Here is a 22,860-nt window from a genome sequence, read left to right on the forward strand (position 1 = left end):
TACAGATGAAAAGATTACTGATGCTAATCCCGGTTCTTGCTATAACAGCCTGTAGTTCGGACAATGACGAATATCAGGCTATCAACGAACCATTGACGTTCACCATACCGTCCAACTTCCCGGAATTGCAGTACGATATCTCCGCCAACCCACCGACGGAAAAAGGATTTGAACTGGGTAAAAAACTCTTTTACGATGGCAAATTGTCCGCTAACGGGTTTATTTCCTGTGGTTTTTGCCATGAACAACGTTTTGCTTTTACCCATCACGGGCACCAGTTCAGCCACGGCATTGATGACAAGGAAGGTACGAGAAACACCCCGGCCATTCAAAATGCCGCGTTTATGACAGAGTTTGCCTGGGACGGCGCCACCTCTCACCTGGACCTCTTCCCCATTATACCCATAACCAACGAGGTGGAAATGGGAGAAACGGTCTCCAGCGTCATCGGTAAAATAAGAGCGGACAAAGAATACCGGGAATTATTTGCTCTCGCATTTGAGAATGGTGAAATAAACAACGAGAATTTCTTTAAAGCCCTGTCCCAGTTTATGGTAATGATGATTTCTTCCAACTCGCGGTACGACAAATATAAAAGAGGTGAGCAGGGAGGGGATTTTACCGAAGAAGAAAAGCAGGGACTGGAACTGTTTCAGCAAAAGTGTGCGGGCTGTCATGCCACAGACCTGTTTACGGACAATTCTTTCCGCAATAACGGACTACCTCCCAATCCTGCCCTCGACGACATAGGGCGGATGGAAGTAAGCGGCAGGGAATCTGACCGGTATACATTTAAAGTACCCAGCCTGCGCAACGTAGGAGTTACCAGGCCCTATATGCACGACGGACGTTTCGGGAGCCTGGAATCCGTACTCAATTTTTACAGTAACGGTATCAGGGAATCGGATAATCTCGATCCTATTCTCCAAAACGGCGATACCCCGGGTATTCCGCTTACCTCCGAAGAAAAATCCGTGCTCATAGCATTTTTACAGACATTAACAGATGACAATTATTTAAACGATGAACGATTTTCAGAATATTAAGCGACACCGGAAACAAATACGGGGAAAACAGGAAAAAGGAGACCAACGATTATCTGCACGTCTTTTAATTCCGAGGGAGGCGTACTTCCTTTTTTTCCTTTTCTTCCTGGGCAGTACAATATGCATGAGGGCCGACACTCCTTCGGACAGTATTCCCTCTCCTTTCCGTACCGCATTTCGCCCCGCTAAAACTTTTTTTATGTGTGATGTATGCGGATGCAGCGGCAATGGGGGCAGTATGGGATACAGTACCGGGCTGGACAATAATTTCATCGGCCTGAGGTATATTACCCAGCAATATCGCTCCAGGGACGGTATTTTTAATAATTCGCCCTGGGTAGATGAAAACTTTAACACCATACAGGCCTGGGGAAGGGTCCCGGTAGGACAGCGCGTGGTGGTTCACGCTATGGTGCCGTACCATTTTCACAACCGTACCTTTGCCGACAATTCCGATCAACACCTCACCGGTTTGGGAGATATGACGGTAATGGGATTTTATAAACTCCTGAAACCGGCAGATACCATGGGAGTAAACGGAAAACTTCGCCATACTTTGCAAGTCGGAGGTGGTATCAAACTTCCTACGGGGAATTATGATAAATCGAATAACGAAGGAAGTGTAAACCCCGGTTTCCAGGCCGGTACGGGCAGCTGGGATTATGTTATAGGGACAGATTATGCCGTAACCCTCGATAACTGGGGAGCCAGTGCCATGGTCAATTACACCTTCAAGACCGAAAATAACGATCACTACCAGTTCGGGAACCAGTTCAATTACGGTATACAGATATTCCGTTCGTTTACCATTCCGGACAATGTAGCTGTTACTCCTATCCTGGGCATTGCGGGAGAGGTCTATGCGGAAAATGAACAATACGGACAACCCGTTGCCAATACCAAAGGAGATGTGTTTTTCGGAAAATGGGGCCTGGAAGCTGCTTATAAAAAATGGGCTTTAGGCGTTATGGGGATGCTCCCCATCAATCAAAACCTCAATAATGGTAAGGTAGAAGTTAAAAACCGCCTATCGGTCTATGTGAATTTCAATATTTAGAACAAAAAAATCAGAGTACATCTATCTGCACGTCGGGCAGCAAAGAAAACGGATTTCCCTTGCTGCCCGAAACGACAGATATTTTATTTTGCGGCATCCTATCCGCTTTTTTACACTCAGTCTTTTACCGCAACAGCTTCCTGTTTTTCTTTTTTGCTCCCGGAAAGCGGCAGGTCTACTTCTACCTGGTTCCTTACCAGGTCTTCGAAGGTTTCCCTTTTGCGTATCAGGTGTGCCTGGCCTTTGTACCAAAGCACCTCCGCGGGACGGAAACGCGAATTGTAATTGCTGGCCATCGTAAAACAATACGCCCCGGCATTTTTAAAGCACAGGATATCCCCTTCGGTTATTTGTGCTATCCTCCGGTTGTTGGCAAAAGTATCCGTTTCACAGATATACCCCACCACCGAATAAAAACGGTCTCTTCCTTCCGGATTGGAAATATTTACGATCTCGTGATGCGCACCGTAAAGCATAGGGCGGATCAGGTGGTTAAACCCGGTATCTATACTGGCAAAAACCGTGGAAGTAGTTTGTTTCACCACGTTTACCTTGGCAAGAAAATATCCGGCCTGGCTTACCAGGAATTTTCCGGGTTCGAAAGCCAGGGTCAGGTCTTTACCGTATTCCTTGCAAAAATCGTTGAATCTCCTGGTTAGTTTTTTACCCAGCTCTTCTATATTCGTCTCGATATCCCCTTCTTTGTACGGTACTTTAAAACCACTTCCGAAGTCGATGAATTCGAGATTTTTGAATTGTTTTGCGGTTTCAAAAAGGATTTCCGATGCATAGAGGAACACCTCTATATCCAGAATATCACTCCCGGTATGCATGTGAATACCGTTGATGTGCATTTTCGTATTTTCTACGATACGCAACAGGTGCGGCATCTGGTGAATACTGATCCCGAATTTGGAGTCGATATGTCCCACGGAAATATTCGTATTTCCCCCCGCCATCACATGCGGGTTGATCCGGATACATACGGGTATATCCGCATGCTTGGTGCCGAATTGCTCCAGTATGGAGAGGTTATCAATGTTAATCTGCACCCCGAGAGCGGCCACTTCCTCGATCTCTTCCAAAGAAACCCCGTTCGGTGTAAAGATTATATCCTCCGGTTTAAATCCTGCCTGCAATCCCAGTTGCACTTCCTGTACGGAGACCGTATCCAGTCCGCTGCCCAGGTTATTGAGCAGTTTCAGTACCGAAATATTGGAAAGGGCTTTTGCCGCATAGTTTATTTTCAGGTTTTTCACTTTATTGAATGCACCTGTAAGCCTTTGATACTGCGATATGATTTTTTCCGCATCGTATACATAGACCGGATTACCGAATTCCCGGGCAATATGTAATAAATCCTGATTATTCATGTTCAAATTTGTGTGTTAGTGTACGATTCCTCTGTTTAAGTCCACAAATATAAGGTATTAGCCCTAGTTGAAAGGAAAAAACTTAAACTTGAAATAAAAAACAAACATTTTGTGATAATATTGACTATTATCCCACGTGGCGCACTTCCAAACAGATGCCTTCCGAAATCGGAAATACTCTCCGTTGAAAATCAGTTTTTTAATACATTCCGGACAAAATAAAGCTATTTTACGGGGAATACAAAAAAATGTGTTTAAGCTAGGGTAATTATGCCAGGTTTGCTATTTTTGTCCCTTGTCTAATTGAAATGCCTGTTAGTGAAATTATCACGCTAACCGACTCATAAGTCACCCGGCATTCCATCCGACCTATAAAAAGCAAATAAATACAAACAAATGAAATCTTTGTTATGAATTTACACGAATATCAGGGAAAAGAAATACTGGCAGGTTTCGGTGTAAGGATACAACGGGGCATCGTAGCTCATAATCCCCAGGAAGCCGTTGCTGCCGCCAAGCAACTTACTCAGGAAACAGGAACCGGATGGCACGTTATCAAAGCCCAGGTACACGCAGGAGGACGCGGTAAGGGAGGCGGTGTTAAACTGGCCAAAGACCTGAAACAGGTAGAAGAAATTTCCGAGCAGATCATCGGTATGAACCTGGTTACACCCCAGACTTCCGCAGAAGGAAAAAAGGTACACCAGGTATTAATTGCCGAAGACGTATATTATCCCGGAGACAGTGAAACTTCCGAGTTCTATATGTCCGTATTGCTGGACCGCGCCAAAGGGAGGAACATGATCATGTACTCTACCGAAGGCGGTATGGATATCGAAGAAGTAGCGGAAAAAACCCCGCACCTCATCTTCACCGAAGAAGTAGACCCTACAGTAGGCCTTATGCCTTTCCAGGCCAGAAGGATTGCCTTCAACCTCGGACTGAGCGGTAATGCATTCAAGGAAATGGTGAAGTTCGTTAGTTCTCTTTACACTGCTTACGTCAAATCCGACGCTTCCCTGTTTGAAATAAACCCGGTATTAAAGACATCCGACGATAAGATCATGGCAGTAGATGCCAAGGTTACCCTGGATGACAATGCCTTGTTCCGCCACAAAGACTACGTGGAAATGCGTGACCTTCGTGAGGAAAACCCTATTGAAGTAGAGGCCAAAGCCGTAGGACTTAACTACGTAGACCTTGACGGTAACGTAGGATGTATGGTAAACGGTGCCGGACTTGCCATGGCCACTATGGACCTTATCAAACAAGCCGGCGGTGAACCCGCCAACTTCCTCGATGTAGGAGGTACGGCAGATGCCAAACGTGTAGAAACCGCTTTTCGTCTTATCCTGAAAGATCCTAACGTAAAAGCTATCCTTATCAACATATTCGGGGGTATCGTTCGTTGCGACCGTGTAGCCCAGGGTATCGTGGACGCTTACAAGAACATGGGAGATGCCATTAAAGTGCCGATCATTGTTCGTTTGCAGGGCACCAATGCCGAAATAGCCAAAGAACTCATCGACAACTCCGGACTTGCGGTACACTCTGCTGTTCAGTTCCAGGAAGCTGCCGACAAAGTAAAAGAAGTGTTGAGCTAAGGTCCCACAAGGATCAAACATTATAAATGATAAAATTCAAGCTCCCGGGAAAATAATTTCCGGGAGTTTTTGTTTTATATATAGATTAATATATCAATGAGATAATGACTGTAAAAAATAATCAGCCAATTGGCACATTGCCTCATTACCCCATTATCTCATTGGCATACTGACTAATTTTGTCACCTAACCCGAAACAATAATTCTAACCAATACACCCCGTCACAATTCCAACCTTCCATGAATACCGAAAAAGAAAAACTGAGCCTGCTGGCCGATATGATCGCCCTGGCCAAATCCGATGGTAATATCAAAGACATCGAATATCGCTTTCTCCTCACCGTAGCCGAACAACTGGGTGTAGAAAAGAAAACCCTGGACAACCTGTTCACCACAAAAGTGGAAAGTGTACCGCTTAAACCGGAGTCCGAACGCATTCTGCAATTCCACCGCCTGGTACTCCTTATGAATGTCGACCGGTCCTCTTCTCCGCAGGAAATCGAAAAAATAAAAGACCTCGGTATCCACATGGGATTAAACCCGCTGGCCACGAACAAGGTGCTCGAAATCATGCATCAATACCCCGATAAGATCATCCCGCCGGACATCCTGATACAGGTTTTCAAAACATATTACAATTAAACCGCCACCGGACTTAAAATCCACGGAATATCAACAATGCCGTTTTGTCAGTAATAATACATTGAAAAATGCCATTATGTCCTGTTTTCGGAAATGGAATTCATTTTGTTATAAGTAAGTTGAAAACAAAAAAGTTCAACCTTAAAAATAACAGCATTATGAGTCTTGTAAAAAGAAATAACGACGTGTGGTTTCCATCCATCTTTGATGAATTTTTAAAACCCGACTGGTTAGGCGGAATTCAAAATCACAATACACATGTTCCGGCCGTGAACATTCAGGAAACCGACAAAGATTTTATCCTGGAACTGGTGGTTCCCGGAAAGAGCAAAGAAGATTTTAACATTGAAGTGGACGACAAGGTCCTAACCATCTCTTCCGAACACAAGGAAGAAAAGAAAGAGGATAACGACCAATACACCCGAAGGGAATTTCGTCACTACGCTTTCCGCAGGTCATTCAACCTTCCGGACAGCATAAACGAAGAGGATATCAACGCTGCCTACGAGAACGGTATTTTGAAACTTACCCTTCCAAAGCGTGAAGAAGCCCTTCCGAAGCCTAAGAAAGTTATCGAAATTTCATAATATCAGATGGAGTTAGTTTAGTTAGTTAATTGGTTTTAATGAAAAAATCCCTGTGTTATCGCAGGGATTTTTTTCCTATATATATCATCCGATTATCACTTCATTTTTGGTTTAAATCAGTCTTTTACTTCGTTCGCAACTATGGGGTTTAGTTCTGCTTTCTCCCGGGGGGATATTTACTGAACACCTTCTCCACAACCTTACGATAGGTCTGTTCTCTCATCTCCGGACTGGTATTATTTCCCATTTTGGCCTCCACCACACCCTGCCAGAAAAGTTCGTCCTTTTGCGCATCTATAAGATCGAAAGTAACCTCCTGTGTCATGGAATTGGAGCGTATGGGAATACCTCCGGATATACCGAAGCCCCCACCTCTTCCGCCGCTACCTATTCCGATCCCCACAGAACTGTTATAAGGCGTTTCATATTGCTTGGTAAAGATATTAATATACATATCCGGACTATCCGATCTCACGATTCCCTTTCCTTTCAGAAAGGCTTCCGTGCGGGCGGTGACCCGTTTTTCATCCAGCTGATTAAGCCCGGATTTCATATCCGGATAGAAATCAAATGTTTTGTATACAGAAAAGTCCGTATTCCGGTCATAATCCACCTTTGCCGCGGAACACGCCCCGAAAAGCAGGGCCAGAAGAAAAATTTTGAGGAGTCGCATAGTATATTGCTTTTCTCAAAATTAAGGAAATCCTTCGACTTCCTTCGGGAAACCGGACAAAAAGATTTCACCAAAGAAGCCGGAAACCACCCTCTTTTCCCGTCAAAAAGCAGCAAGCCCCCGGGGATACTCTCTCTTATACTCTTTTTATCCTGGGCTCCAGGTCTGTCAATTCCCCTATTTTCACAGGACGGCCTGTTTCTATGCTTTTTCTGGCCGCAATACCTATCAACACCGACATCACCCCGTCTCTCAGGCCTGCCGCCCTGCCATAGGGATCCGGCATATCGGGGCTTTTAAACATTTTGTCCTGTAACCGCTTATCCCCTCCGCCGTGACCTCCTCTTTCCATAGCAACTTTTACAGTTTTAAAATCCTTCCATAATTTATGCACTATAACAGGCTCCTGATCCTGGTCCTCTTCCCCGGACTGGTCCATCTCCCTGGCATGCATTTCGCTCTGGTCCACGGTTTCTCCATTCTGGTAAGGGATGTCCTGCCAGGCTTCCAGTCTTCCTTCTGTTCCGTTAAAAGCAACCCGCCAGCCCTCAAAGGGCGAATACGTGGTAAGTGAATAGTTCAGTACGGTATTGTTCTTATATTTCACCTGGGCCGACATTTTATCGTAAATATCTATTTCGTTACGGAACAGGCAGTTGTCACGGATATATCCATCGTGTTTTTCATGGTCCACATAAAGCCTCATCATATGATCGTTTTCGGTAATGTCCCAGTAATAGTCGCATTCGGATTTATGTCCGCAGGTCCTGCATTTATCCCCCCGGAAAGGGCCGTTTGCGCCGTAATGCTCCAGGTCGCCGTAGGCAAAGACTTCGGACGGTTCAGAATCTATCCACCAGTTCAACAGGTCGAAATGGTGCGTAGCCTTGTGTACCCACAACGTCCCCCCTTCTTCTTTTAATCCGTGCCATCTCCTGAAATAGGAAGCCCCGTGGTAGGTATTCAGATACCAATGAAAATCTACCGAAGTTATTTTTCCGATGGAATTATCAGCCAGTAATTCCTTGATCCTGGTATTATACGGGCTCCACCGGTAATTAAATCCTACGATAAGCTTTTTTCCGGACCTTCGCTCGGCATCAATAATAGCCTGGCATTTGTCCTCGTCCGTAGTAAGCGGTTTTTCGGTGAGCACATCGCACCCCATGTCCAGTCCTTTGATAATAAACTCGTGATGGGTGGAGTCTTTTGTGGTTACGATAACGAGATCGGGTTTGGTTTCCCGGATCATTTTTTCAAAATCGGAAAACGTAGGGCAGGTTACGCCGATATGCCTTCGCCCGAATTCCAGTCTTCCGGGATTAATATCGCAAAGCCCTGCAAATTCAAGAATATCCGAATATTGTTCTGCCAGTCTTTTCCCCCAGAAGCTGATCCCCCGGACCCCGGTCCCGACCAGAACAATCCGCAATTTCTTTGAAGTTCCGAAGCTGAATGCCGATACGGGCATGGCCATTCCGGCAGCCAGCAAACTTACCGACTGTATAAACTTTCGCCTTGTAGTTTCCATAATTTAAGTCCCTTTTTTATTAATGTTTCTATGGTCAATTACTATAAATGTACTAAAAACATTTTAATAATAACGACAAAACAAACTGTAGTACAGACATATAGAATTTATCCGAATAAACCATGATCGGGTTCGGGGTTGAAGTAGCTAAATCACTCCGGACTGCAAGTCCGGAGGCTGGGAAGTGATAATCCTGCCCGGCCGGCCGGCGGGGAAATGGATATAATTATTGGGTTATTTAGTCGATATCCTATTAACTCATCAACCTAATAACTGAACAAAGTAAATGTTTATAGAAACTCATCCCGGTATTCCGGGTTCTTTATTCCTCCTTATACTTTTGCAGAAATACGGCCCCGAGCGGAGACAGGGTATATCCCGGATTATGACTTACGGTAAGTCCGAGGTTTTTCAGTTTGCGGATATTCGGTTTCAGCCATTCCTTTTCCTTTCCTGTTTTCAGGGCAAGGTCGGCAGCTTTCAATTTGGGGAATTCCTGTATAGCCGTTAGAATATCCAGGGTCCAGTTACCCTGTTTGCTATAGGTGTCCAGCCTTTCTAATTTTTCCCGGAGTTCCCGGAACGCTTCATTCCCGAGTTTTGTTTGCTCCCGTAGGGCTATCCGCGGATCGGGGGAATGATAGCGGACATTTATCCTGTACAACTCCCCGGAAGGTCTTTTTTGAAGTTCTTTTTTTAAAGCCGGTACATCCTCAAAACCGGACTTCAGGGCATCGTCTTCGGTGAGTTCTTCTTCATTTACGGGGGATATACCGGTGATGGCCACCTGGCCAACGGCAGTCTTGAGTACAGTACCGTTTTTTACGGCAGGCTTTTTCCATTTGCGAAAAGCCAGGGTAATCTCCCCGGACCGGATACCTTCAAGGTGTATGTTTTTGAAAAGCATATCCGCATATTAATTGTTAGACTATTTGGAGTCTCCCCCATATCCAACTACTCAGGCTTCTTCCCTGTTCAACATTTCCCACAGCCTGTCTTTCAACTCCTGTATTCCCTGTTGTGCCACGGAAGATATAAACATATAGGGTACACCGCCAAGGGCTTTCCCCAGTTCCTTTTTCATCTCGGACTTCAGTTCTTCGTCCAGCATATCGGACTTGGAGATGGCAATAAAGCGGTCTTTGTCCAGCATTTCCGGATTATAACGGCGAAGCTCGTCCAGCAGAATGTCGTATTCTTTTTTAATATCCTTACTGTCCGCAGGTATCAGGAACAGCAAGGCAGAGTTCCGTTCGATATGTCTCAGGAAATAATGCCCGAGCCCTTTACCTTCCGCCGCACCTTCTATGATCCCCGGAATATCCGCCATAACAAAGGTCTGATAATCCCTGTTTTGTACGATCCCCAGGTTGGGTTTCAGTGTGGTAAACTCATAATCGGCTATCTTGGGTTTGGCTGCGGTAACCACAGAAAGCAAGGTAGATTTACCTGCATTCGGAAAACCGACAAGTCCCACATCGGCAAGGACTTTCATTTCCAGGGTAATATTCTTCTCCTCCCCTTCCAATCCGGGTTGCGCATAACGGGGCGTCTGGTTGGTAGATGTTTTAAAATGCCAGTTTCCCTGTCCGCCTTTACCTCCTTTTACTATTATCTTCTCCTCGCCATGTTCGGCGATCTCAAACAGTACTTCCCCGCTCTCCGTATCTTTCACTACGGTCCCCAGGGGTACATCCATATAAATATCCTCCCCGTCTGCCCCGGTACTACGGTTTTTACTGCCGTGTTCGCCGTGGCCGGCCCGGAAGTGTTTTTTAAACTTAAAGTGAAAAAGCGTCCAGAGATTTTTATCGCCCCGGAGAATAATATGTCCTCCGCGGCCACCGTCTCCGCCATCCGGCCCTCCTTTCGGAACATACTTCTCCCGGTGAAGGTGGGTAGACCCTTTACCTCCGTTCCCGGAAGTCACATATATTTTTACATAATCTACAAAATTCCCCTCCGTCATCTTCTTATTGCTATGGTTTGTGTATAGTGTCTTATGCCTGCATTACAGCAGGTGATACAGCCTGCCGGTATTTTACAAGTACAGAGACGCACGAGGGTGCGTCTCCACAATATATTTCTCAGGTAATATCGCCTTTATATCTCCTGTAAATTATTTACTGCTTACGATTTCCAGGCTTTCAATAACCTCCGAAAGACGCGCTGTGATCTCTTCTATGGAACCGATACCGTTTACACTGTAAAAATTACCCTGCTGTTTGTAATAACTGATCAACGGGGCTGTTTTTTCATTGTACTCTTCAAAGCGGTTCCTTATTTTGCTTTCGTCCTGGTCGTCACTTCTTCCGCTTACCTTTCCGCGTTCCAGGAGACGTTCTATAAGCACCTCATCATCCGCTTCCAGGGCAATGGTAGCACTGACTTCCATACCTTTACTCTGTAACAGTTTATCCAGAGCTTCTGCCTGGGCCGTGGTTCTCGGAAAACCGTCAAAGATAAATCCGCGGGCATCTTCATTTTTCTCCACTTCGGCCTGCAGCATGTTTATAGTTATCTCATCGGGCACCAATTCTCCTTTGTCTATATATGTCTTGGCCAGTTTCCCCAATTCGGTCTCGTTCTTCATGTTGTAACGAAAAACATCTCCGGTGGAAATATGTACCAGGTTGTATTTCTCCTTTAAAAAAGTTGCTTGTGTTCCTTTCCCCGCTCCGGGTTTTCCAAAGAGAACTAAATTTATCATGTCCTTTTCTTTTAGTTGATACACTTCGGACAGGTTTCTTCCCAGTCCATCGTAATCCAGGCCATAACCTACGATAAACTTATTGGGGAGTTCCATCCCTATATAATCTATATTCAATTGTTGTTTATACGCTTCCGGCTTATAGAACAAAGTGGCTATTTTCAGGCTTTTCACCTTCATATCCGAAAAGATCCGGTGTATTTCCACCAGGGTATTCCCGGTATCCACAATATCTTCGAGCACCACAACGTTCCGTCCTTCCAGGCTTTCTCCCAGACCTACCAGTTGCTTTACCGCCCCGGTAGAGGCAGTTCCGCTGTACGATGCCAATTTAACAAAAGATATCTCACAATCCTCCGGGTATTTCTTTAAAAAATCCGCTGCAAACATAAAAGCCCCGTTCAGTATGGCTACAAACACAGGTACTTCGCCGGGCATATCCGCACTCACGCTTTGTGCCAGTTGCCCTACAGCCCTGTCAATTTCCGCAGAAGATATAAATGGTTTAAAGTATTTATCGTGAAGCTTAATAATTCCCATTCAAAAAATATCTTTCAAAAAAAACAGCTTGTTGTAATTACAAAGGGACAAATATACGATTTACGTTCTTAGATCAACACTTTAGCATCCGGGTATTTTAACAGAGAGGTTTTTTTATAACATCTTTTTGTGTAAAAAACATAAATAACCACCATTTCGCTCTCCGTGCATACCAGGCTACATCATCCCTCATTTGTATACCCGGTCTGTTCCATCAGCATCTCTACTTCCGTTTTAAGCATCTTGCTCACCGGGCATTTTTCCCCGATTTCCAGTAACCGATCTGCCTGTTCCGGTGGTAGTTCTTTTTCAAATGCTACTTCCTTTTTTATGCGTTGTTTTATGCCGTCGGGCGTCATTACCGGGGCAAAGGTTGCATGCACTTTTATGATACCCGGTTCCCATCCTTTTCGCTGGGCATACATACGCATGGTAATAGCCGTACATGAAGCCAGCGCACCCAGTACATAATCCGTCGGGGAAGGTTTTTTATCTTTACCACCCACTTTTTCCGGTTCGTCTATATAAAAAGAATGTTTACCGATTGTGGCTTTGGTATAATAGTTATCCAATCCATTACACGCTGTTGCTCCATTATTTTTTGCCATAGTTTTTTACGTTTAAGTTTCTCATAACAGTATTCTACAAGATACATAAAATTTTTACGTTGAAAGGAACAGAGTAGCTGAGTTTTCAGTCGTTTTATCCGTCCCGTCAGTGCCCCCGGAGACAGCAAGCTACACATCCTGTTAACACCGGTAATCCAATTACCAGACAAACTTATTACTACACTTCCGACCTCCATAACATTAACAGGACTTTGAGAAAAAACACCCCGTAATTCCGGAGGAATCCATACATTTATACCTCCAAAGCAATTTTTAAAATCGTAACACATGGCACCCAGACCCCTGGTGGATAAAAAATACCTGCTGGAAAAATTTCCGGGCAAAGGAGGGTGGACCTATGCCGCCATCCCCGAGATCAACCAGCGGAGAGACCGTTATTTCGGGATGCTCCGGGTGTATGGCGAAATAGACGGGCACCCGCTCAGCGGAAAAACCCTGATGCCAAAGGGAAACGGCGTGTTGTTCCTCCCTGTAAATGCAACCATCCGTAAAACTATCGGTAAGGGTGAAGGCGATTACGTATACCTGAAGCTATACCCGGAAGAACCCTTAACTCAAGAAAATACCCCGGAGTTTTCCGAAGGCACTCCCCTGGAAATTCCGGAAGATATCCTGGACTGTTTCAAAAACGAGCCCCCGGAAACCTACCGGAACTTTCAACATTTGCCGGAAGACCGAAAACGGCAATGGATGCAATGGATATACGAAGTCAAACAAGAAGATGCCCGGGCGGAAAGGATCGTAAAAATGATGGACAACCTCATACATCGTATTACATGACCCGTACACTGAAATACGTAAAAGCCACACCGGCAGACCACGAACTCCTTACGCGCACCGCCATGAGCTCTAAAAAACACTGGGGATATGCGGACCGACTTATGGCTCTCTGGCGGGAAGACCTTACCATTACCCCGGAATACATTACCCGGAATGAAGTGGTTAAAGTAGAAAACCCGGACGGATTTATAGGTTTTTACGGATTGGTACACCAAGGCAATGACCATTGGGAGGTAGATCATTTCTGGCTGCTGCCCGATTACATCCGGAAAGGCTACGGCACCCGGATCTTCGAGCAGATACTCCAACACATAAAGCAACAGAACGGCAAATCGGTATCCCTTTCCTCCGATCCCAATGCCAAAGGGTTTTACGACAAAATGGGAGGTTCGGTAATCCGCCGGGAACCGAGCAAAGTTTCCAGGCGCTTTCTGGATGTTTATGAATTCCCGGTGAAAAAGAAGTCTCCATCCGGGAAACACTTGTCTAAGCGAAAGCCTGAATAACAATATAACATGAAACACCTGCTTCGGGACATAAAAAACTGCAACGTATGCGCTCCCCACCTGGAATTCGGCACCAATCCCGTAGTATCCGCACATCCGGACAGTAAAATAATGGTCATAGGCCAGGCTCCCGGCGCCGTGGTGCACCAAAGCGGTATTCCGTGGGACGATAAAAGCGGCGATAACCTCCGCCAATGGATGCAGGTAAGCCGCGACACTTTTTACAACCCGGAGGAAATAGCCCTTATCCCCATGGGATTCTGCTATCCCGGCAAAGGGAAGTCCGGCGACCTGCCCCCTCGAAAAGAATGTGCCCCCTTATGGCACCATGCCCTGTGGGAACAGATGAAGGAAGTAAAACTCACCCTGCTTATCGGCACCTATGCCCAGCAATATTACCTGCAGGAACAAAGAAAAAAGACCCTGACCGAAACGGTAAAAAACTTCGAAGAATATCTTCCTAAGTACTTTGTTCTACCCCATCCCTCCCCGCGAAACAACATATGGAGGGCCAAAAATCCCTGGTTTGATGAACTGGTTATTCCCAGGTTACGACGTGAACTGAACCGCTATGGTATTCTATCCGCGGGGTAACGGGAATCGGCATCATCATCACAGGTTTACCCGGTTACCGGGCTATCGGAACTATAACAATACGCAAATGCCGGGGACAATGGGTACTCGTTGCAAACGAGCACCAGTTTGGGTATTTCAAAACAAGCCTGACTTTGTGTATCTCTGCGTATTCCTCTGTGTCTCTTTGTGTAATAGCCTGTTTCTATTATATTATTACACAGAGGATTCACAAAAGTTTGCACGGAGGTTCGCAAAGTGTCAGTGTAAAAGCTGTCTGATCATTCAAAGAACTCCCCCACTGTTAAAAACTGTTAAAACCACACTCTCTTTGTAACAGATCTACCCTTTCCTCGTCTCTTTATCACACACCGGAGGCAAAAACGGTGTAACATTCATCATCAATCAAAAAACTTAAAACTACTAATGAGACACGTATTCACTTGGTGTGCATTACTGATTTCCTATGCACTCACCGCACAAGCATCCACAACTCCCACCTCCTTTTCCAAAACCGGGATCATTACGGGTAAGGTCATAGACGAGGGCCTGCAGGAGCCTATACCGTATGCAACGGTAGTAGCGCGGTCTGCCGCAGACAACGAAATACTCACCGGGGGCATTACGCAGGATGACGGGACCTTTGAACTGAAAGGGCTTCCGGACGGGCAGATGATCTTCGAGGTACAGTATATCGGTTACAAGACGTATCATAAACAGGTAAATATCCCTTCGGACAGCCATAAAGTAAACCTGGGAACCATTCCTCTCGAAGAAAATGTGGCCGAACTGGAAGGGGTAGATGTGGTAGCCGAACGTTCTACGATTGAACAAAAAATAGACCGTAAGGTCATTAATGTAGGAAAAGACCTGACCACGGCCGGGGCTACGGCTTCGGAGATCATGAACAACATCCCTTCGGTAAATGTAGACCAGGACGGCAACCTGTCGCTCCGCGGTAACCAGAACGTAAGGGTTATGGTAGACGGCAAACTGTCTAACGTACCTATTGCCCAGTTACTGAAACAAATTCCGTCCACTTCCATCAAAAAGATTGAACTTATCACCAATCCGTCTGCCAAGTACAACCCGGAAGGTATGAGCGGGATTATCAACATCGTGTTACACAAAAACGCCAATATCGGGTTTAACGGAAACGTTAACCTGGGGCTTACCGAAGCGGAGGATGCCAAGTTTAATTCTTCCGTAGACCTGAATTACAGGAACGGAAAATTCAATGTATACGGTAGTTATGGCAACAATATAGGGAAGTACAACAATAAAGGAAGGCTGTTTCGAAACGAACAAAACCTGGAGCAGAAGTTCTCTTTTCGCAACAATAACAAATCGCATCTCTACAAGGTAGGAATGGATTTTTACCTCAATGACAAGAACACCATTTCTTTCTTTACGAACCAGAATACTTTTGACGGTAAAGGAGCCGGAACAACGAATATTTTCTATCATGATGACGAAGCAAACAATCTTTTTCAATCCTTGAACGATAACAGTTCCAACCATAGCCAGCAATACAATTTTGATTATAAACGGGACTTTGCCAAGGAAGGGCATAATATAGAACTGGAAGTGGACTACAACCGTTTTTCAAATGACGGAAGCATTGACAACCGTTTTCAAGGACCTTCACAATTCCCTGATTATATAGACAATACAGACACAGAGAGGGAACAAACAACGATAAACCTGGACTACATAAACCCCTTGTCGGAAAAATCCAAACTGGAGCTTGGTGCAGAGGCCAGGGTATTTGAGACCAACCTGGACTTCAATTCCACCGGAATGTCTTTTAATGCGGATGGTGAACTAATCCCTACTCCCAGTACTGCTTTTGACTATGGAATGGACATCTACTCTGCTTATGCTACATTCGGGCAGAATTTCGATAAATGGTCTTACCAGGTGGGCGCGCGTATTGAAAATGTAGAAGTAAAAGCAGATACCAATACGGTAAGAGCGTTTACGGACAAATACACACAACTATATCCGTCGGCTTATGTAACGTATTCACCAACTGAAAAGAACCAGTACCAGGTGAGCTTCAGCCGTAGGGTGGACCGTCCGGGTATAGGGCAGGTGAACCCTATACGAAAATGGAGTACGCCGTTAATATCAGAATTCGGTAACGAAAGCCTGGAGCCACAGTTTACCAATTCCGTAGAGGCCAATTACACCAGGCGATTGAAGGAAGGAAGTATCACCGCCGGGGTTTTCTATCGCAGGATAGAAGACGAAATAAACCATGCACTGTATGTGGACCCGTTGGATGAAAACAGGCTTATCCTCACTTATGACAATTTTGATGACAATTCATCTTACGGACTGGAAATCTCCGGAAACTACAAGCCTGTAAAGTGGTGGAACTTCAACACCAGTTTCGACCTGTTCTCCCAGACACAAAAAGGCTACGTAGGTACGGAATATATGGAAGTAGACAATACAGCTTACAACTTCAGGATGAACAATAACTTTACGGTAACCAAAAAGCTCACTCTTTCCCTCTTCGGGTTCTACCGGGGCAGGAACAAGTCGCTGCAATTTGATGCCAAGCCCATGTATTTTGTAAATACAGGTGCACGTTATGCCTTTGCAGACGGCAAAGGAACACTTAGTCTCAACGTCAATGACATATTCAACACCATGCGGTTTGCTTTTGACAGTGAAAGGCCTTTTGTACAAACCGGAAAGTTTACCTGGGAAAGCAATTCGGTTTACCTGGGACTCTCCTATCGTTTCGGAAGCGGAAAGAACAGGCAGATACAACGGAAGAACAGGGACGACAACACCAAAGAAGGCGGAGGACTTATGTAGTTGACAGATTTTTTTTAACCGCAAAGGGCGCAGCATCGTAGCATGTTGCGCCCTTTGTTTTTGGGGTTAGGGTAATGGGACAGGTTATTAGGTTATGTATAAAGTTGATTTTTAACCAAGTCCCCACGCCGCCTAAATAACTCAGTAACTCATTACCCCAATAACTCAGTTTCCACACTACCTAAACAACTCCCCTACTCCAAAACTCATCCATTCCCCCACTCAATCAAAATAAGGCACGTGATCCCCGGAAGTCACTTTGGTGTACAGCATTTCTATCTGGCTTTTCAGTATCCGGTCTTCCGACAGTTCCGGCAGTTTATCTATTTTAAAATAGTTTACATCCAGTACATCAAAGCTCTTTGTTATTTTCCCGGACAGTATTTTGCAGTGGAACACCATTTTGTACACATAAAAAGGCTGCGGGGGATGCGGGTGCATTTTTTTGTCCATGACAGCCAGCAATCTTTCGGGTTTCACATTCAGGCCTGTTTCTTCTTTAAATTCCTTTACGATGGTTTCCGAGGCCGTAAAGCCGATGTCCGCCCACCCTCCGGGCAACGCCCATTTACCGTCGGCACTCTCCCGAACCAGCAGTATTTCCTTTTCGGGCGATAATGCCAATCCCCGTACGTCTACCTTGGCGGTAGGATAATCTTTTACCGCGGGAAACATGATGCCGAGATCTTGGGCTGTATGGCCGGTGTATTGCTGCCATAACTCTTTATTAATTTCATGGAGTTCTTCGTATCGTTCTATATCATACGCATCTTTGGCGTATAAAAGACCGGTATCTGTAATAGCTTGTATTCTTTTTAAAAGGTTAAGAATGTCACGATGCATATTTTTCAGAGGTTTTATCTATTCGGATTTATTTAATTTTTTCGGTGTATGCAAAAAAAAGCAGTTAAGGAGTTAAAAAGTGAAATAGGTAAACAGGGCAAACGTATTAAAAAAAACTATAACCCCGGTGGCTTCGATACAACAGCCTGCGGCTGTCACTCAGCCACCTCACTTTGTTTTGATGAACCTGCAACTTGTAACCTGTAACAAAAAAATCCCTCCAACTCCATCCCGATATATACCGGGACTCATACCTTTTTGCCTCTTTAGCTAAAAAAGGGATTTTTTATAAAAATTTCAAATCCCTTTTCATAAAAATACTCCATTTCCTACAAAACATCCAAGGAAATTTGTCGTTAAACGAATGTACTGCAAGGTGCAAAACAAAATTTTAAAATTATCTCTATTCGTAGTACTTTCGTAAAAAATTTCCGCATGCAAAACATTATAGACCGCTTTATAAGCTATGTCACGATAGATACGCAATCTGACCCCACATCGGAGACCACGCCCAGCACGGCCAAGCAATGGATACTGGCAAACAAGCTTGCAGAAGAGCTCAAAGACATCGGCATGCAGGATGTTTCCGTAGACGAAAACGGCTATGTCATGGCTACGCTTCCTTCCAATACGGACCATGAAGTACCTGTGATCGGTTTTATTTCCCATATGGACACTTCCCCGGATTTTAACGGTACGAATGTAAGGCCACGGGTGATAGAGAAATATAACGGAAAGGATATTGTCTTAAACGAAGAGGAAAATATTGTACTCTCGCCCCGCTATTTTGAGGACCTGTTGCAATACAAAGGGCAGACCCTTATTGTAACGGATGGCACTACCTTGCTTGGGGCAGATGATAAAGCCGGTATTACGGAGATTGTCACGGCAATGGAATACCTCGTCAACCACCCGGAAATTAAACACGGAAAAATACGCATAGGCTTCACGCCCGACGAGGAAATCGGCCGGGGAGCAAGCAAATTTGATGTGGAAAAGTTCGGGGCGGAATGGGCCTATACCATGGATGGCAGCCAGATCGGAGAACTGGAATACGAAAACTTTAACGCTGCGGGGGTTACTATAAAGATACAGGGAAAAAGTGTGCATCCCGGTTATGCAAAGGGAAAGATGGTAAACTCCCTGCTTATTGCCAATAAGTTTGCCAATATGCTACCGCCCAACGAGGTGCCGCAACGCACGGAAGGTACGGAGGGCTTCTTCCACTTCTACAGCATAAAGGGCGATGTGGAAAACACGGTACTGGAAGGTATTGTAAGGGACCATGATTTTGACAAGTTCGAAGCACGGAAGGAACTTCTGCAAAAAATAGCCAACGAGCTGAACTTTAAACACGGTAATGCCATAACACTGCAAATCAAAGACCAGTACTACAATATGCGGGAAAAGATAGAGCCTGTTTTCCACATCGTGGACATCGCGGAGCAGGCTATGAAAGATGTGGGGATAGAGCCTTTTATAAAACCGATACGGGGCGGTACGGACGGTTCGCAACTGTCGTATATGGGACTTCCCTGCCCCAACATATTTGCCGGCGGACACAATTTTCACGGTAAATACGAATACGTTCCCGTACAAAGCATGCAGAAAGCCGTGGAGGTTATTGTAAAGATTGCCGAACTGACATCGGAGAAATACCGGGCATAGATATAGCCACTGATACACTGATAACAAGATTAGTTTTCTAAAAATTATCCGTGTATCAGTGGCGAAAATTTATAGAACTCAAAATAACCGCAGGAAAATTACAGGGTTTTAATCTTCAATCTCATCCCAAAAACAGATACTTTACCGAAATAAAAAAAGCCACCTTCAAAAAAAGTGGCTTTTTACGTTATAAAAGCTCTTAAGGCTTACTTCTTATTGTCTTTAGCAGTATTTTTGTCCACTACCGGGGCATTCAGTTTTGAACTCATTTCCATGGAAATGGCTGATCTTTCAAATTTTATTTTTCCCGCCAGGGTTTCTACAACACAGGAATTATCGCTGTCATTCAATTCAACAACTTTTCCGTGCATACCGCTTTTAGTTACTACTTTGTCTCCCTTTTTAAGTTCTGCAGCAAATTTCTTTTCTTGTTTCTGACGTTTCATCTGCGGACGGATCATAAAAAAATAGATCACCACAAACATTAATAAAAAGGGGGCCAGACTACTGATTGATTCCATATATAAATTTAAAATTTTCCTATTTTGCCGGCTCTTCTACCAAAGCCATAATCCTTACCTGTTCGCTTCCTTTTTCGGTATTGGTGGTTATAGTAACCGTTTTGGTTACCTTGTTGATACCGGAACCGTTATACTTAACCAGTAATTCCGCGCTTTCACCCGGTGCTATGGGTTTGTCTTTAGGATATTCCGGGATAGTGCATCCGCAACTGCTTGTTGCATTGGTTATCACCAGGGGTGCATCTCCGGTATTGGTAAGTTTAAATACGGTTTCTACGGCTGTTCCACGCTGAATAGTACCGAAATCGTGTTCTTTTTTATCGAATTCCAGAACAGGGAGTTTACTTGCAGCTTTATCTCTTACGGCTGCCTGAGCTACGTTTTCTGCTTTTACTTTACTGGCAGCATCTTGTTTACAGGAAGTAAAAACAGCTGCCACAAGTGCTATGGCCAACAAAACTTTTTTCATATCACACTGTTATTTTTCGGATTAACTAATTATTTTTTTGTTTACGGGCATAAAAATAAGGATTATTACATTAATCCCCTCCCCACTTTGTTCAATTTATTCCTGGATTCGAAATCCTTAACCATTTTATCCAGTATTCCGTTTATGAAGATACTGCTTTTTGGAGTGGAGTATTCCTTAGCGATCTCCAGGTATTCATTGATGGTTACTTTAATGGGAATGGAAGGAAATTTCAGGAATTCACAGATAGCCATCTTCAGTAAAACCTCGTCCACTTCCGCGATCCGATCGGTATCCCAGTTGGGGGTTTTACCGGATATTTCCTTCTGAAGCACTTCTTCATTGAGTACGGTTTTACGGAAAAGTTCCCTGGAGAACATGCGGTCTTCCTGGTCTTTATAAAGCCGGGGAAGAAAATAGCTTTCGCTATCCTCAGGTTTTACTTTGCGGATCAGTTTCAGGATAAAGGTATTCACCAACGGGAGATCGTCAACCCAGGTAAGGTTAAAATCTTCTATATAGTCGTAGAGTTTATCGTTGGGGGCTATTACTTCTTTGTAGAGATCCTGCAAAAATTCTTTGTCTTCTTTAAAGGAAGAGGTGCGGGTAGACAGGTATTTCGCATAAAAATCGCTCTCTTCCATCTCCCTGAACAGTACTTTCACATATTCTTCGTCCAGGTACCAGTTATTGATCTTCCGGTTTTTCAGCTCGTCTGCAAGTAGGACATTGTTCCCCAGAAGGTTCAGCACCTTATTGTCTACGAATTTCCGGTTAGGATTTTTTTCTTCTTCCGTGGCAAGGTATTTTTTCCCGGAGGCAGTTAACCTGTAAGCCCCCATTTTCTGCATTTCTACCATAAGGCTCAGGAGCACCAGGTAAAGGTTATACATATTCTCCATGCTCATGGACAGAAATTTTTCTTCCTTGTCCAGGTCGGTTTTTTCGGCTTGGGTCAGCGCGTAAATGGACTGCATTACCTTAACCCGAATATGTCGTCTTGTTAACATATGAAAAGAACTTATTGCCTTTAAAAAAATTAAGGCGAAAGAAATATTCTTTCGCCCTGCAAAAATAAGGTTTTCCGCTCGCAAATTCCAAGTTTTTTATGTTACCATATTGGAATTTTGATTTGCGTGATAGAATTTATGCGTTTTTTTCCTGCTTTCTCGCGTCTATTCTGGCCTGTGCCACACGCAACGCAGACTGGTGTGTCGTACATCCGTTTTTATCGGAATGTGCAAAAATTTCACCTGTGGTATTATAGATATTCTCGGTTTTTCTCCGGATCTCCTCTTTTCCGTACCCTTCCAGTTCGGCGTAAACGTTAATGATACCGCCTGCATTGATAAGAAAGTCGGGGGCGTAGGCAATGCCTCTCTCCCGAAGTATGGCGCCGTGCCTGTTCTCATCCGCCAGCTGGTTGTTGGCCGCACCGGCTATAACTTTAGCATTTATCTTATATACGGTATCGTCATTTATGGTTGCTCCGAGGGCACACGGCGCATAAATATCCACATTGGCGGTATACAGGTCATCTCCGGCATATACTACGGCCCCGTATTTTTTGCTCACTTCCTGCAAACGGTCTTCATTGATGTCGCTTATAAATACTTTAGCGCCTTCTTTGGTCAGGTGCTCTACGAGAGACTCTCCCACATGCCCTATACCTTGTACAAGGACCTGCCTGCCCTCCAGCTTATCCGAACCGAATTGGAATGCAGCGGCAGCTTTCATTCCCATATAAACACCGTATGCCGTGATCGGCGAAGGGTTTCCCGCTCCTCCCCTGGACTCGGATACACCGGTCACATAAGGAGTTACATCCCTTACCAGGTCCATATCGGAAGTTTCCATGCCCACATCTTCTGCGGTAATATATTTACCTCCGAGAGAGTTCACAAATTCACCGAACCTCCGCATCAGTTCCGGTGTTTTCTGTGTTTTGGCATCTCCTATTATAACCGCTTTTCCACCCCCCAGGTTTAACCCGGTAACGGCAGATTTAAACGTCATGCCGCGGGAAAGACGGAGTACATCATTCAACGCTTCCCACTCCGTGTTATAGTTCCACATCCGCGTTCCGCCAAGCGCCGGTCCCAATACCGTGTTATGGATACCGATAATTGCTTTTAATCCTGTATCTTTGTCATTACAGAATACGATCTGTTCGTGATCGTCAAAAGAAAGTTGACCAAAAACCGGGTCAACTTTTTTAAGTTCATCGGGATGTAAGAGATCTGTCGTCATTATTCTTTGGAATTAGAGTTTTTTATTTT

23 protein-coding genes are annotated in these 22,860 nt (G+C 44.7%); 11 read left to right on the forward strand and 12 right to left on the reverse strand.

Translation table 11 applies throughout. The annotated features are described in order from the left end of the window. The first annotated feature begins 5 nt into the window (after positions 1-5). Both ACVBDU_RS07010 and ACVBDU_RS07015 read left to right on the forward strand, forming a co-directional pair. A complete protein-coding gene (locus ACVBDU_RS07010; RefSeq protein WP_447179052.1) occupies positions 6-1,046 on the forward strand; it encodes a cytochrome-c peroxidase in 1,041 nt (346 codons plus the stop codon). Then, entirely contained in the window at positions 1,024-2,103 is a 1,080-nt protein-coding gene (locus tag ACVBDU_RS07015; protein WP_447179053.1) for a transporter family protein, read from the forward strand. Before ACVBDU_RS07010 ends, ACVBDU_RS07015 begins: the two co-directional genes overlap by 23 nt. A 116-nt stretch (positions 2,104-2,219) precedes the next feature. On the opposite strand, the gene lysA is transcribed toward ACVBDU_RS07015, so the two are convergent. Next, positions 2,220-3,476: a diaminopimelate decarboxylase gene (gene lysA, locus ACVBDU_RS07020; RefSeq protein ID WP_447179054.1), complete on the reverse strand. Its 1,257-nt coding sequence runs from the start codon at positions 3,474-3,476 to the stop codon at positions 2,220-2,222. Between the two features lie 410 nt (positions 3,477-3,886). Here lysA and sucC point away from each other — a divergent pair, with 410 nt between their 5' ends. From sucC to ACVBDU_RS07035, 3 genes are all read left to right on the forward strand, one after another. Then, positions 3,887-5,080: an ADP-forming succinate--CoA ligase subunit beta gene (gene sucC / locus ACVBDU_RS07025; protein WP_447179055.1), complete on the forward strand. Its 1,194-nt coding sequence runs from the start codon at positions 3,887-3,889 to the stop codon at positions 5,078-5,080. A gap of 240 nt (positions 5,081-5,320) precedes the next feature. Then, positions 5,321-5,722, forward strand: a complete 402-nt coding sequence (locus ACVBDU_RS07030) for a TerB family tellurite resistance protein (RefSeq protein WP_447179056.1) — start codon at positions 5,321-5,323, stop codon at positions 5,720-5,722. Between the two features lie 158 nt (positions 5,723-5,880). Further along, complete coding sequence (locus ACVBDU_RS07035; protein ID WP_447179057.1) at positions 5,881-6,309, forward strand: Hsp20/alpha crystallin family protein; 429 nt, start codon at positions 5,881-5,883, stop codon at positions 6,307-6,309. A gap of 148 nt (positions 6,310-6,457) precedes the next feature. Here ACVBDU_RS07035 and ACVBDU_RS07040 read toward each other — a convergent pair whose 3' ends face one another. From ACVBDU_RS07040 to ACVBDU_RS07065, 6 genes are all read right to left on the reverse strand, one after another. After that, entirely contained in the window at positions 6,458-6,982 is a 525-nt protein-coding gene (locus ACVBDU_RS07040) for a DUF4136 domain-containing protein (protein ID WP_447179058.1), read from the reverse strand. 136 nt (positions 6,983-7,118) lie between these two features. Then, positions 7,119-8,513: a Gfo/Idh/MocA family oxidoreductase gene (locus tag ACVBDU_RS07045; protein ID WP_447179059.1), complete on the reverse strand. Its 1,395-nt coding sequence runs from the start codon at positions 8,511-8,513 to the stop codon at positions 7,119-7,121. A gap of 322 nt (positions 8,514-8,835) precedes the next feature. Continuing rightward, positions 8,836-9,420, reverse strand: a complete 585-nt coding sequence (locus ACVBDU_RS07050; RefSeq protein ID WP_447179060.1) for an ASCH domain-containing protein — start codon at positions 9,418-9,420, stop codon at positions 8,836-8,838. Between the two features lie 51 nt (positions 9,421-9,471). Continuing rightward, the gene (gene obgE, locus ACVBDU_RS07055; protein ID WP_447179061.1) at positions 9,472-10,482 is read right to left on the reverse strand and encodes a GTPase ObgE; all 1,011 of its coding nucleotides are present in this window, start codon (positions 10,480-10,482) and stop codon (positions 9,472-9,474) included. 150 nt (positions 10,483-10,632) lie between these two features. Then, positions 10,633-11,763 (reverse strand): adenylate kinase, encoded by a 1,131-nt coding sequence (locus tag ACVBDU_RS07060; RefSeq protein WP_447179062.1) that lies wholly within the window; start codon positions 11,761-11,763, stop codon positions 10,633-10,635. 182 nt (positions 11,764-11,945) lie between these two features. Next, on the reverse strand, positions 11,946-12,371 hold the full coding sequence (locus ACVBDU_RS07065) for an OsmC family protein (RefSeq protein WP_447179063.1): 426 nt from the start codon (positions 12,369-12,371) through the stop codon (positions 11,946-11,948). Positions 12,372-12,659: 288 nt separating this feature from the next. Between ACVBDU_RS07065 and ACVBDU_RS07070 the strand changes: the two genes are divergently transcribed. The 4 genes from ACVBDU_RS07070 to ACVBDU_RS07085 all read left to right on the forward strand — a co-directional run bounded on the left by ACVBDU_RS07070 (position 12,660) and on the right by ACVBDU_RS07085 (position 17,080). Further along, on the forward strand, positions 12,660-13,172 hold the full coding sequence (locus tag ACVBDU_RS07070; RefSeq protein ID WP_447179064.1) for a YdeI/OmpD-associated family protein: 513 nt from the start codon (positions 12,660-12,662) through the stop codon (positions 13,170-13,172). Then, the gene (locus tag ACVBDU_RS07075) at positions 13,169-13,678 is read left to right on the forward strand and encodes a GNAT family N-acetyltransferase (protein ID WP_447179065.1); all 510 of its coding nucleotides are present in this window, start codon (positions 13,169-13,171) and stop codon (positions 13,676-13,678) included. Before ACVBDU_RS07070 ends, ACVBDU_RS07075 begins: the two co-directional genes overlap by 4 nt. Before the next feature lie 9 nt (positions 13,679-13,687). Beyond that, entirely contained in the window at positions 13,688-14,272 is a 585-nt protein-coding gene (locus tag ACVBDU_RS07080; RefSeq protein WP_447179066.1) for a uracil-DNA glycosylase family protein, read from the forward strand. Between the two features lie 405 nt (positions 14,273-14,677). Further along, positions 14,678-17,080: a TonB-dependent receptor gene (locus ACVBDU_RS07085; RefSeq protein ID WP_447179067.1), complete on the forward strand. Its 2,403-nt coding sequence runs from the start codon at positions 14,678-14,680 to the stop codon at positions 17,078-17,080. Between the two features lie 222 nt (positions 17,081-17,302). On the opposite strand, the gene ACVBDU_RS07090 is transcribed toward ACVBDU_RS07085, so the two are convergent. Then, entirely contained in the window at positions 17,303-17,923 is a 621-nt protein-coding gene (locus tag ACVBDU_RS07090; protein ID WP_447179068.1) for an NUDIX hydrolase, read from the reverse strand. A 48-nt stretch (positions 17,924-17,971) separates the two neighbouring features. Here ACVBDU_RS07090 and ACVBDU_RS07095 point away from each other — a divergent pair, with 48 nt between their 5' ends. Both ACVBDU_RS07095 and pepT read left to right on the forward strand, forming a co-directional pair. Further along, positions 17,972-18,130: a hypothetical protein gene (locus tag ACVBDU_RS07095; protein WP_447179069.1), complete on the forward strand. Its 159-nt coding sequence runs from the start codon at positions 17,972-17,974 to the stop codon at positions 18,128-18,130. Between the two features lie 228 nt (positions 18,131-18,358). Next, positions 18,359-19,591: a peptidase T gene (gene pepT, locus ACVBDU_RS07100; protein ID WP_447179070.1), complete on the forward strand. Its 1,233-nt coding sequence runs from the start codon at positions 18,359-18,361 to the stop codon at positions 19,589-19,591. 206 nt (positions 19,592-19,797) lie between these two features. On the opposite strand, the gene yajC is transcribed toward pepT, so the two are convergent. The 4 genes from yajC to ACVBDU_RS07120 all read right to left on the reverse strand — a co-directional run bounded on the left by yajC (position 19,798) and on the right by ACVBDU_RS07120 (position 22,831). Continuing rightward, the gene (gene yajC, locus ACVBDU_RS07105; RefSeq protein WP_447179071.1) at positions 19,798-20,112 is read right to left on the reverse strand and encodes a preprotein translocase subunit YajC; all 315 of its coding nucleotides are present in this window, start codon (positions 20,110-20,112) and stop codon (positions 19,798-19,800) included. Between the two features lie 19 nt (positions 20,113-20,131). Then, positions 20,132-20,581, reverse strand: a complete 450-nt coding sequence (locus ACVBDU_RS07110) for a DUF1573 domain-containing protein (protein ID WP_447179072.1) — start codon at positions 20,579-20,581, stop codon at positions 20,132-20,134. Between the two features lie 65 nt (positions 20,582-20,646). After that, positions 20,647-21,591: a transcription antitermination factor NusB gene (gene nusB, locus ACVBDU_RS07115; protein WP_447179073.1), complete on the reverse strand. Its 945-nt coding sequence runs from the start codon at positions 21,589-21,591 to the stop codon at positions 20,647-20,649. Positions 21,592-21,727: 136 nt separating this feature from the next. Then, positions 21,728-22,831: a Glu/Leu/Phe/Val family dehydrogenase gene (locus tag ACVBDU_RS07120; RefSeq protein ID WP_447179074.1), complete on the reverse strand. Its 1,104-nt coding sequence runs from the start codon at positions 22,829-22,831 to the stop codon at positions 21,728-21,730. Positions 22,832-22,860 lie beyond the last annotated feature (29 nt).

This window comes from Sinomicrobium endophyticum, assembly GCF_052983315.1.